The organism is Ruegeria sp. THAF57 (genome assembly GCF_903914075.1).
Lineage (GTDB): Bacteria > Pseudomonadota > Alphaproteobacteria > Rhodobacterales > Rhodobacteraceae > Ruegeria.
Map to the genome: position 1 here is coordinate 44070 of NZ_CAIWNQ010000011.1, position 13847 is coordinate 57916.

General features: G+C 59.6%; 2 protein-coding genes. Both read right to left on the minus strand.

Going from position 1 to position 13847, the window contains the following annotated elements; translation table 11 throughout:
- Positions 1 to 66 precede the first annotated feature (66 nt).
- A complete protein-coding gene (locus tag RUESEDTHA_RS19530; RefSeq protein ID WP_180888342.1) occupies positions 67 to 543 on the minus strand; it encodes an invasion associated locus B family protein in 477 nt (158 codons plus the stop codon).
- A gap of 19 nt (positions 544 to 562) precedes the next feature.
- Positions 563 to 13708, minus strand: a complete 13146-nt coding sequence (locus RUESEDTHA_RS19535; protein ID WP_180888343.1) for an autotransporter outer membrane beta-barrel domain-containing protein — start codon at positions 13706 to 13708, stop codon at positions 563 to 565.
- Positions 13709 to 13847: the final 139 nt, after the last annotated feature.

A 13847-nucleotide genomic window follows, 5' to 3' on the forward strand; every position in this document is an offset into this window, starting at 1 on the left:
GCTACTGCGAACGCTTGACAAAGCTTTGTTTATTAAAATCTATTTCCTTCCACCGACCTGGCGGCTTCAGGGTAACAGATCAAAAACCTGACTGAATCCGCTCAAGTCAAACCCAAAAGATATTGGTTCCATAGCCGTATTTTTGGCCTCAACAGTAAATTGCTTTCCGGCACGCATGGACGCCAACCAGTCCGACGAAACATCAGAACGAACGAAACACCCCTGCGCCTCACAAGTCAGAAACTCCAGCTTGGCGACCTCGGCCGTATCCACCTTTGCGACCAAACCCTCGTTGAAAAGAAGTCCAAAAGGCAGAGTCAGAACTATTTCAGTATCCTCGCCACCGGCAGGCTTGACCATCGCCACCGATGCCAGCCGTTGATTGTTTTCGCTCAGGACGATGCTTTGGGTCATTTCACAAATCAGCTCAGTCCCACTGACCAGATTGCTACAGTTGATGGACCACGGGGGCGCCGTTTCCTGTGCTGTAGCTGCATGAACCAGCCCAAGCGTCATCACGGTTGCGCTTACCCAGATTTTCATTCTGCTTTTCCCCATTTTCTTAGAATTGGATTCCGACCCCAAGACCAACCTGCAAACTTTCAGTAGAGTCGCCGAACAGGTGATCAACGTTCAGGTTCACAAAGCTGCTGTCATCGATAGCGTAAAGCCCAAGCTCGGCCGAGACCAGCCCGTGTGTATCGCCGACGTAGCTGGTATTCGTAAACCCGCCGTCGGCTGCGCTGGCACCCGCGAAACCCGCACGCACCGACACAACATCATCAGATGAGATGATAACACCCGCCCGCAGACTTGCCCGCAGCTTTTGTCTGGGTGTCAGATACTGCTCGGTTCCGATCTCAAGCGACGGAGTCATCGAATAGAACATCTCGTTCGTATCTTGCAGAACGATACCAGAGAGGGTCGCGTCTCCGTTGCTTTCCGTTGCCAGCCGGGTCGCGTCCAACGCGAGTTCCGGTCTCAGGTAAGAATTCCCACCGGCAAACCTGTAATCATATGCAAAGCTTAGACGTAGGTTCACGTGGTTCATCTTGTGCTTGATCGAATTGACCCCGGTTGTATCTACCACCGTTCCATTCGGCAGCGTGCCGCTAATTCCACCCGGCCGCTGGGTGTCATAGTCTGACCAACCGCCAGAAAGCATCGCTGCGAGTTCCCATGAACTGATATATTTGGTCAACGAAGCGCCAAGGTTGTAACGGTCGCCGGTGGCGTTGTAGTCCGCGCCATTCCGAAGGCTGATCTGATCATACCCCAATGCGAATCCTGCGTAGAGTTCATCGCCAACCGGCAGACGCATACCCGCAGTCAGATTTGTGTTGTTTATATCCAGTTCTTCATAATAGCGGATCGCACTACGATCCACGAATGATCTACCGCCCGAGAACCAGACGCACCGGCGCGGATCGTCTCCGGTTTGATAATCCGTGTAACGTTCGCAATTGTGAAGAACATCGGCAAACTGACGCGTGCCATAATAGGCATCCACCGCGTCCGCTGCATAATCAGAAGTTGTGAAGCTGTCGATCGCGGCGATGACTTCGGCCTCTGTTTGCATATTGCCAATCAAGGCGAACATTTCACCCTGTGGCGCGGAACCCTGCCCGTTCAGAACCTGAGTGATATAGTCGCCTACGGACGCCTGATTTCGGTTCATTCCGGGGGTCGAATAGTCGGGCGTGATCACCAGATCAACCGAGCTGCCATCCGAGGTAGACCCATTCAGCCCGATGGAATAGTCCAGAACAACCGTGTCCTGAATTGTGGTTCCGGCATCCGCTGCCGCGCCGACGGGATCGATAATGACCAGCGGCAAAGCACGCTGCAACGTGTTCAGCCGCGGTGACAGGGTTCCACCTATCGTCGCATCCCCAGTCGCGGTGATAAGATCGCTCTGACCGCCTGATGCACCGGAGGTCAGGAAATACGCATCAAACACCGAAGACGCCGTAGGTCCAAACGCAATACTACCGTTGAGGTTTGTTGTCTGACTTGCATTTTCAGTGAACGTAAATGCGCTGGCCCTGACATTGGGCGACAATGCCGCGTTCATGTTGGCCTCTGCACCCAAAACAAGGCTACCATTCACCTGCAACAGACCATCTGCGCCCAGATCAACCGTGTCCAGAGCGTAGAACGATCCGCCCTGTTCAACCGTCAAACCGTTTGTTCCACCGCCTAGGTTCAAGTTACCCAAGGCCGCACCGGCAAGCGAAATCTGATCATTGCCTTCCCCGGCATTAACGATCTGACGGTTTCCGGCCAGCAGGACTGACTGATCCGAAAGCATCAGCGCGTTGTTTGTTCCCCCGGCCATGACAACCGAAGCCACCGTGCCTGCATCTCCGGTCCCGCCAATGACGACACCGTTCAGACCAAGCGTCAAAGCATCCGCTCCATCCCGCCCTTCGGATTGGGCAAAGACTGCAATGCCGCCTTCGCCAACAGACAGGGCATTCCCGTCAAAACTCAGATCAACAGCACCACCTACACCAGCGCCCCCTGCCGCGCCACGGAAGACCGAGTCGACGATACCTCCGCCGCCACCAAGGGACTGTGCGATAACGCCGATCGCGTTCTCGCCGGTGGTCATGATGTCGCCGGTCTGAGCAAACGAGATATCGCCACCATCGCCGCCGTTACGTGCCGAGAGTGTGACGGACACCTGACTTGCATCAAGGTCGGTCGACACAAGACCACCGCCGCCGCCGATGCTTTGAAGAACGAAGCCATGTGATCCAGCGCCGCTGGTTGTCACGTTACCAACGTTGGCAATGTCAACGGCGCCGCCAGCACCGGTCGAGTCATCCTGCGCGCCCAATGTCACTTCTGCGCGCCCCAGACCAGCAATTACGACCTCGCCACCACCGGCACCGATGCTTTGAACGCTTTGACCAAACGAGGACTCTCCGCTGGTAAACACGTCGCCATTCAGCGAAAGACTGATGTCCCCGCCATTGTTTCGGAAACTTGGATCAGCGCCAAGGATGACCGATGCGATGCGGTTGTCGCCAGCATTTCCGCCACTTTCACTGTTCAGCAAAAGCTTTCCGCCACCGCCGCCAATGGACTGCGCCGAGCCCGCGGACGAGAACGCCCCGTCCGTCCCGACGTCGCCATCGCGGTTACTGTTGATATCACCTCCACTGGCGTCATCAGTGTTGATTGCGCCCAGACGTGCTGACAGGTCGATCCCGTCGCCGTCATCAACCCCGACTGTTGTTGACGACGACCCACCGCCACCCCCGACACTTTGCAGCATCAAGGCCGTTGACCGGTCGCTGCGGGTTGCAAGGTTACCGGTATGAGATTGCTCAATGTCGTTGCCCGCCATCCCGGACACTTCCGTCCCGCCCAAGGCAATATCGCTGCTGACGACCGTGCCGGTCCCAACAGATCGCGCCCTAGCCACAGAAGGAGCTTTGAAGTCCGTGAAGGTATCAACGTTTCCGCCGCCTCCGTTAACCGTCTGGACAAAAATTGCCTCACTGCCCGCGCCCGTTACTAGAATGTCACCGGTTGAATTGACGGTGGCCGAGCCCGCTGTTCCGGTTGACCCCTCCCGTGCCCCCAAAACCTGCGAAATCGTGTAGTCAAGCACTGAAACCAGTGGGGATGAAACCGAATACCCAGCAGTACCGCCGCCGCCGCCGACGGATTGCGCATAGATTCCATATCCGTTTTCGGCGTTTACGACGATGGTTCCCGTGTGGTTGACCACGACGTCTCCGCCATCGGCCCCAGAACCTCCAGACCCACCCAGCGCGATCTTTGAGAACGACTTGCCGGTCATGGTGTTTTTTAGATCGTTCACGTCCATAGAGACGGCAAACCCACCATTGCCGCCGCCACCGCCGACCGATTGCGCCAGAATGCCATAAGCACCTTCACCATCAACCTGAATATTGCCGTTATTCGTGACCGTTACGTTTCCGGCTTTGTGTCCTGACCCACCAGATCCGCCGATGTTCAACTGAGCAGTGGGTGAGCTGCTGTCACCAGTTTTCAGGCGGACTGTGCCTGTGATCGAGCTGCCCCCATTGCCACCGCCTCCGCCAATCGACTGCGCGAGGATTGCATGAGCCCGTGCACCGGATGTCATGATCGTGCTGGCGTTCGTGACCGAAACGTCGCTTCCGGTTCCGCCGTCGCCGCCAGAACCGCCCAACCCGAACTGGATCGCCCGCCGTGTGCTGGCTTCGGCACCGCCGTAGCGCCCGTCGACCGAGATCGTCGAACCACCATTGCCACCGCCGCCGCCGACAGATTGAGCAAAAATGCCGTGGCTTTCTTCTCCCGACGTGACAATCGAAGCATCTGTTTCGTTAACCACGGTGACAGTGCTGGCCGTCGCGCCGGATCCGCCGGTACCGCCAATCAATATCGCATTGGTAGTCGCACCATCAGAGGACCGGCCAAGCACGATGTTGCGAACCTGCTGCGCATCCCCGCCGCCGCCGCCGACAGACTGAGCGTAGATACCAATCGACTTGTCTCCGGTTGTTCTGATCGCGTCCCGGTTTGTGACAGAGACCGCGGCCGAGGACGCGCCGGTTCCGCCGTTACCTCCGATAGACAAGGTTGCGGTGTTTCCGATTTCCTTGCGCAAGTTGATGATGCGGTTTTCAACCAGTCCGCCCATACCGCCACCGCCGCCGACGGATTGCGCAAAGATCGCATGTGCCATCGTTCCGGAAGTCCTGATAAAGCCTTCGCTGACCACAGTCACGGTATCCGATGTCATTCCGACACCGCCGGTTCCACCTATGTTGACCGAAGCAGCCGTGCCCACGGTCGAGGGTTTGACGAAGGATTTGATTGTGTCGAGGTTCGATTGGCCGGCCTGCACCATACCCCCGGTGCCACCCGCACCGCCAATAGATTGTGCCATGATCCCAACCGAGCGATCTCCGAAGGTTCCAATGTCTGCCAAGTTGGTTACATCGACCTTGCCGCCAACACCGCCAGTGCCGCCAGTGCCTCCAATCGACAGCGACGCCGAAATACCGCCACCGGCCGAGTTGCTGGCTTTGCCACCATTGCCTCCGCCGCCACCGACAGACTGCGCGAAAACTGCATGGGCATCGCTGCCCTGAGTGACCACAAGGCCCTGGACCGACGCCGTCACGTCGCCGGCCGCACCACCCAGGCCACCTTCAAGACCGACAGAGACGCTGGCCTTGTTGCCCTTGCTGTCTCCGGTTTTGGGCGTTCCGATACTTGCAGAGATCGAAGACGAGTTACCACCACCGTTTCCAATGGACTGCGCAAAGAAGCCGTATGAACGGTTGCCCGAAGTACTGATCACCCCGTCCGAGCTGGCATATACGTCACCGCCACTGCCGCCGGTGCCGCCGGTCCTGCCGATCTGAATGTTGATATTCCCACCGTCAACAGCCGTAGAGGCCGAGTTATACCCGGCATTACCGCCGCCGCCGCCCACCGACTGCGCAAACAATCCATGAGAATCTGCACCGCTCGTAGTTATATCGCCGGTATTGCGGACATCAACCGCACCGCCAACACCACCTTCTCCGGTGCCGCCGCCTACGGCAATACCAAATCCCTTGTTTGTCTGGTCGGATGACAGCTCATAGGTCATTCCAAGATTCAGCGCCGCATTACCGCCTCCGCCACCGATGGACTGGCCGAACACACCATGGCTGCCGTCTTGCAAAGTAACAACATCGCCATAATGGTCGATGTCCACTTCGCCACCATCTCCGGCCGTTCCGGCGTCTCCGCCGATTGCTACCACCGCCGAGACACCGGTTTTGTTCCCCGAAGAATCCGCCGGGTTGGTTTTGCCTTCAAGCTCGTCCAGGACCTTGTTGTAGTTGGCAATCACCGAGTCATCGACGCCGGTGTTAGTCGGCGTTTTTCTGTCGGTGGAATCTCCGGTTCCACCATTGCTTTTGTTGCCGTTCGTCTTGCTGATGCCGACAACTGCGTTGATCCCGGCATCCCCACCGCCACCGCCGATGCTCGAGGCCTCGATCCCGTGCGACCCTGCGCCGTCAGTCGTGATAGTCCCCGCAGCCGCACCTGCTGTTCCACGCGCAACAGTCACATCGCCTGCGTCACCTCCGCCGCCACCAAAGCCACCGATACCCATCGCGATCGGAGAGCTGTCCTTGGTACCAACAAAGGTGGCGTTGATCCCGCCTGTGCCGCCGCCGCCGCCAATGCTCTGGGCAAAGATTCCACGCGCATGATAGCCATTGGTTGTTATTTCGCCGGTTTGGGTGACAGAGACGTCCCCCGCATCCGAACCAGTACCACCATGGCCACCAAGCCCGCCGACAATGCTAAGGTCTGTCTTGCCGTCCGAGTTATTGGAGTCGCCATAGTTCAGTTGCCCCGTCACGTTCAGTGCACCGTTACCACCGCCACCAGCGATCGACTGGGCCAGAACACCATGTTTCCAATTGCCTGCTACAGTGACGCTGCCCAAGTGATCAACTTCTACGTCGCCGGAAATATTGCCATCCCCGCCAAAGCCACCAACGCCAAATGTGACAGACGGAATTTTGCCGTCCTTGCTCAGCGCAATGCCACCAGACACGTTAAGACCGCCATTGCCGCCGCCGCCGCCGATAGACTGCGCCATCAGACCGGCAGACCCGTCAGTATCCGGTTTTTCTTCGTTGAAAACACCCATGTCGATGAACAGACGCTCCAACCCATAAGTCGAGGCAAGTTCCTCGGTGTCGTCAACGATTGTATCGCCAAGGAAATCCCGCAGCTTGGATTCAAACGTGGTGTCGTCCGGGATCGAGATATCGTCAGGGTTGGTCGTGACTATGATATCTGCCTGTGATGTAACCGTGACATCACCCGCCTTACCGCCGTCACCTGCAAAGCCGCCGACACCTACGATCAGCGAACTGTCCGAAACTATTCCGCCAGATACGTTCAGACCGCCATTACCACCGCCGCCTCCAAGAGATTGAGCAAGCAAACCGGATTGCCCTGTGCCATGTGCCGTGATCGTGCTGCCCGCACCAATATTGACGTCGACGTCACCGGCATCACCGCCGCCACCGCCAAATCCGCCAACGCCAACTACAACCGCGTAAGACTTGCTGCTGTCTGTCTGACCTGCGCCCGGTTTTCCGCTGATCGCGATCCCGCCAGAAACATTCGTTCCGCCATTGCCACCGCCGCCACCAAGGGATTGGGCAATGATGCCACTGGCACCAGACTGCAGGTCAGCCTCGTACGTGCCATCGGATTGCAGCGTCATGGGGACAGTCTCAATGTTTCCGGTGTAGTCCAGATCAACAGAGCTTGCGTCGCCGCCCGATCCGCCAAATCCGCCAACACCAGCAGCAACTGAGAAAATCGTGTCAGACCCTGAAGGTTTGGTGAGCGCCAGAGAGCCCGAAATGTTCACCCCTCCGGTGCCGCCGCCTCCGCCGAGGCTTTGAGCGAACAGGCCATGCGACCCATCACCAGCCGTGGCCACGTCACTGGCCACGTCCAGAGTTACGGCACCAGCATCGCCGCCGCCTCCGCCGAAACCGCCAAGACCCAATCCAACTGCTGCGCCGGATTTGCCGGTCAGATTAACCGCACCCGATACGTTAAGGCCGCCGTTACCGCCGCCGCCGCCAATGGATTGCGCCATCACACCGATGCTGTCCGCACCGGTTGTGACAATCGAAGTTGTATCGCTAGCAACAGTGGCGGACCGCAATGTGCTAACCACATCGCCGCTATTTCCCGCTCCACCACCAAAACCACCGACACCCAAGCTAATCGCGCCGCCATTCTGCTGACTGATGCCCAATGATGCGGAAATATTCGTCCCGCCATTGCCGCCGCCACCGCCGAGGCTTTGCGTCAGAATTGCTGTGCTTCTGTCTCCGGTAGTTGTTACGCCTCCGGTTACTGTCGACTGAACCAATGACCCGGCATCTGCGCCGCCGCCGCCAAAGCCGCCGACGCCAATCCCCACCGCAGCATTGGTAGACCGTGACAAGGATAGTGCCGCCGAAATATTCGTCCCGCCGTTACCGCCGCCGCCGCCAAGACTCTGCGTCAAAATCCCGACCGAATCCGCACCGGTTGTCATCAAATTACCGGTCACCTGCTGCGTAACATTGTCCGCTGCGCCGCCGTCACCTCCAAAACCACCAACGCCGATCCCCAGCCCACCCGAGAAGTTGCTGGCAACCGAGATGGCTCCCGAAATGTTGGTCGCGCCGTTGCCGCCGCCACCGCCAAGGCTTTGGGCAATAATCCCGGCGGAACGTGCCCCGCCGGTGCTGACGTTGCCCGCAAATGTGTTACTAACCGCTGCGCTTGTACCGCCGCTGCCGCCAAAGCCGCCGACACCGATACCGGCAGCACCGGAACCCGTGCGTGCAATACTGATTGCACCCGAGATATTGACGCCGCCATTGCCGCCGCCGCCACCAACGGACTGAACCAGAACACCAGTCGCGTTTTCGCCTGCGGTCACCACGTCGCCGGTAACTGATCCCGTGGCCGTGCTTGCATTGCCGCCGTCGCCGCCTGACCCGCCAATGCCAACGGCGACCGCGCCACCTCCAGTTCCCGAGAAATTCACGGCTGCTGAGACATTGAGCCCCCCGTTACCGCCGCCTCCAGCAGCAGATTGCACCACAACGCCGCCAGCGTTGTCTCCGGATGTTGTAACATTGCCCACCACGGTACCGGTTGCAGCGGCAGAATTTCCGCCACTGCCGCCGCTGCCGCCCAGCCCAACCGATGCACCGCCACTGCCTTTGCCAGCAGCCGTGACGGTTGCCGAAACATTCAAGCCGCCATTCCCTCCGCCGCCGCCGAGGCTTTGAACAACAATCCCTGTGGACTCGTCTCCTGCGGTCAGGACGTTTCCGGTCAGGGTTGCTTCGGCCGTGCCACCGTTGCCACCTGTACCTGAAGCACCGCCCAATCCAACTGACGCACCCCCTGATCCTGTACCCGCCGCAGCTACCGCGACCGAGATGTTCATCCCACCATTACCGCCGCCGCCGCCAACAGATTGTGCCAGCAGACCAGTTGAACCGTCGCCGCGTGTTTCAAGGTTGCCGGAGATATCTGCAGTAACAGCCGATGCGTTGCCGCCCCCTTCGCCACGTCCGCCCAGACCGACTGCGGCACTGCCCGACCCTGTACCGGCACCTCCGACTGAGGCCGAGACGTTGAAGCCCCCGTTACCGCCACCGCCGCCAATGGACTGGGCAACGACAGCGCTTGAGTGTTCTCCTTCCGTGCGGACGCTGTTTGCAACCGTCAGGTCGACAACACCGCCAGTTCCACCGCCACCGCCGGACCCACCTAAACCAACGCTGATCGCCCCGGACCCGGTTCCCGCGCCAGCCAAGGCCGGCGAGACGTTAAAGCCGCCGTTACCGCCGCCACCACCAACAGATTGCGCAAGAATGCCCACTGATGAGGCACCTTTGGTCACCACATCGGCCGAAGTGCTGGCAACCACCTGGCTTCCATCACCGCCACCTTCACCAGAGCCTCCTAGCCCGACGGACAAAGCGGCGGCCCCGGTGCCCGCGCCTGATACCGACGGCGAGACATTGAAGCCCCCATTGCCACCGCCGCCACCGATGGACTGAGCGACGAAGCCACTGGACGCAAACCCGTCGGTTAGAATGGTACCGCTGGACGTCAAAGAAACGGTTCCACCAGCCCCTCCGGTACCGCCCGACCCACCCAGACCGACGCTAACGGCGCCGCTAGCCGTACCTGCTCCAGACAAGGCGGGCGCCACGTTAAACCCTCCGTTACCGCCACCACCGCCGATGGATTGGGCGACGACGCCGGATGAATGATCCCCTTGGGTTTCAACGGAATTTGTCGATCGTCCGACTACGGCACTACCGTCGCCGCCACCTGCACCCGAGCCACCCAAACCAACAGAAACGCCTGCGCCGGCAGTCCCTGATCCTTGAACCGAGGCGCTGACGTTGAATCCTCCTTTGCCGCCGCCACCGCCGACGGACTGAGCAACAACACCGGATGAACGATCACCTGTTGTAACCACCGAATTTGTGCTGGTCAGGTTGACCGTTCCACCTGTTGCGCCGGTTCCACCGTCACCGCCCAAACCAACGGATACGGCACCGCTTCCAACGCCTGCTCCGGCGATCGACGCGCTAATGTTGAAACCACCATTGCCGCCGCCGCCGCCGACAGACTGGGCAAGTATGGCCGTTGAATCAGTGCCACGGGTCGTTACCGTTCCCGTCACGCGCCCCGTGACGGCCTGGCCAATACCACCGCCTGAACCACTACCACCAAGGCCAACGGAAACAGCGCCGCCACCGGCGCCCGCGCCGGCGATTCCGGCAGTAACGTTGAAGCCACCATTGCCGCCACCACCGCCAATAGATTGGAAAACTACGCCGCCTGAGCTGTCAGCGAACGTGGATACATTGCCTGCAACCTGACCCTCGACAATTCCCCCGTTGCCCCCCGCGGCACCACTACCGCCCAGACCAACGCCGATAGTCCCGGCCCCTGCGCCACCGCCTGCAACACCTGCGGTCACATTGAAGCCACCATTGCCGCCGCCGCCGCCAATCGACTGCACGACAACACCGGTCGAGCGCTGACCTTCTGTCTGCACATCGCCATTTACTCGGACGCCCGTAACGGTTCCACCGGCCCCGCCCGTACCACCAGATCCGCCAAGGCCAATATCCACGGTTCCGGCACCGGCCCCACCTGCGGCCAGTCCTGCGGCAACGCTGAAGCCGCCGTTTCCGCCACCACCGCCAATCGACTGTACGACGACTGCACCCGAGTCATCTCCTCGAGTCGTTACATCCGCGTCGACCTGAGCTTTTACGGTTCCACCTGCGCCGCCGACACCAGCCTGACCACCCAACGCGACGCTAACGGATCCTGCTGCCGCGCCGCCAAAATCTGCACTGGCCCCGACGCTGTACCCGCCATTGCCGCCGCCACCGCCAACGGATTGGGCAACCACACCACTGGAAAATGCACCGCTTGTCTCAATTGAATTTCCACCGGCAACCAAAGTGACATTGCCACCGGTGCCGCCACCGCCGCCGTCACCACCAACGCCGACGTTGATTCCGACCGCGGCCCCAGCACTTGCGCTGATGCCCGCAGCAATACTGCCGCCACCATTGCCGCCGCCACCGCCAACGGATTGAGCGATCATCGCGGTAGAGCTGGTTCCAGTCGTGGTTACGTTCGCGTCAGTGTAAACCCGAACAACCCCGCCATTCCCTGCACTTCCGGCTTGGCCGCCAATTCCCACCGAGACGTTTCCGGAAAACAGGGCAGACGCCCCACCTGTTGCCGCGACCGCCAAGCCGCCATTGCCGCCGCCACCGCCAACGGATTGAAACAGCATACCGGTTGACCGGTTTCCGGTCGTCACAACAGTGCCTTCAAAACCCGCGGCCGTAGCCACTCCGCTGCTGTTAAATTGCCCAATAGTCACGGAGCCGCCTTTGCCGCCGGTTCCACCTTCGCCGCCAACACCAACAGCAATCGATCCCGAAACGGGACCACCTGAAGCCGCAACCGAGACTGCATACCCGCCATTGCCACCGCCGCCACCGACCGACTGGAGCATGACACCGATTGCATCGTCGCCCCCGGTTTGCACCGAAGCTGATCCACCGCCGCTCAGGGTGACGTTCCCCCCGTCTCCTCCATTGCCGGCAGAGCCTCCAACAGAAACTGAAGCAGCACCAAATGCACCAACCGCCACAGATACGGCACCGCCACCATTGCCGCCGCCGCCGCCAACGGACTGCGCGAACACACCTGTCGAGCGGTCGCCTGATGTCTGAATGGCAGAAGGCTGGCTGTTGTTGGTGTCCGACAAGGTGACGTTAACATTTCCGCCAGCGCCACCAGACCCGCCGTCGCCTCCGATTGCGACGCCCACAAACGCTCCGACGGCTCCGGATGAACCGCCATTGCCGCCGCCGCCGCCGATGGACTGAGCCAAGACACCCATGGCGTCGTCTCCGGTCGTGGTGATAATTCCGTCGTTGACAATCGTCACGGTCGAGCCACTGCCACCCCCGTTACCTTTGCCGCCAACCGACACCATTCCACCGGACGATCCGCCGTCACCGCCGCCGCCGCCAATGGATTGAGCGATTATCCCGCGCGCACCGTCGCCTGTCGTAACAATGCGCCCAAAGTTGCGGACACTGACCGCAGCACCCGTGCCACCTTTCGATCCGGTTCCGCCAATGGCGACCAAACCAAACGAATTCGCGCCGGTGCCTCCGCTACCTCCGATGGACTGGGCCATCACGCCGTCAGACCCTTTGCCCAAGGTCAATATGCTACCCGTTCCCTGAACAGTGACGCTGACTGCGCTGCCGCTGCCACCATTCGATCCGACGCCTCCCAAGGAAAGAGAGACAAGCCCGCCCGACGTTCCCCCCGAACCGCCGCCGCCACCAATGGACTGGGCGACAATCCCACGGGAAAAGTCGCCTTCTGTTTCAATGGCTCCGCCATGAGAAACTGTGACACGGCCACCATTGCCACCATTATCCGCGCCACCAATCAACGATACCAATAGGTTACCACTGGTACCGGCTGACCCCCCTGAGCCACCGATTGACTGAGCGTAGATCCCGTTCGCGTAGTCGCCCGTTGTCAGAATGCTAGCTGACGACGTAGTATTGACCACCACATTGCCGCCGCTGCCACCAAAGCCACCGTCACCGGAAGCGCCGACCAATCCCCATTGCGAACCGCCATTGCCGCCGTTGTTCGAAACGCTCAACGCGTAAATGCCATCCGCCTCATTGCCGCTGGTTGAAATCACTCCCCGCTGTGTGACCGTGACATTACCACCATCTGCCGAATGACCGCCCGTGCCGCCGCCCGGCGCGGCAAAACCGCTTCCGCCGTTTCCGGCTTCACCACTTCTGCTAAAGGCGAAAATTCCCTCGTTTCCTGTTCCTGATGTCTGGATCGTACTGCCTTGGGCCTGGGTCGCATTCACGGTGCCACCTTTGCCTCCATCGCCACCATCTCGCCCATCCCAGAAGCTGAGGTACGAGTCACCACCCTGCCCGCCGTCACCACCGACGCTTCCCACTTTCCAGCCAATATTGCTGGTTGCATTGACGTTCCCCGAGAGGGTTTTTGTCTGCGTCGGGCCGGTTGCTCCGTTGCCGCCGGAACTGGGTGGCACCACAACGGCACCGTCCCGGCCATTTCTTCCATCACGGCCGTAGACAACCTGACTTACCCCATTTGGCCCTGACACGTCTTCCGGTGGGGTTACAGCACCAGGAGTTCCAGAACTGTTGAAGCTGTCATTGTATTGAGCAACGGTCAGTCGCGTGGACAAGCTGGCGGTGCCACTCGCGCCAGAGTTGCTAATCTGGGCAGTCGTTCCAGAAATGGAAACAATTTCGAAAGCAAGTGGGGGATTGTCAGAGTTATAGATGGTGTCGCCAACGTCTTTCACCAAAAACACATAACCATCAGCCGTTTCCACAAAAGCAGTTGTACCGGCGGTTGGCGTTGACGCCGGGTCAACAATTAACTCGACGACGGTTGTTTCCTTATCCGTTTCCGGGTTGGTAACAATATCATCAACTTTTGAATCAGCCGTCGGAGTTGCATGTGAAGCTGTTGAAATAAAGGCTAGAAATGCGGATACACTCAGCAGACTTGAAACTCTATTCACCCGCAAACCCTCTACCAAAACACCCAGTCTTACACAGGAAGAGGAACCACTCTGTCGTAAAGACAAAGCGTGATCTGCGTCCTCCCCATCACCTTGAAATGCACTCTACGCACTCGCCCAAGGACAAAAAACTGACAAA

Bases quoted from the DNA above. Each gene is read 5' to 3' on its own strand.
- RUESEDTHA_RS19530 (WP_180888342.1), bottom strand. From the start codon at position 543: ATGAAAATCTGGGTAAGCGCAACCGTGATGACGCTTGGGCTGGTTCAT.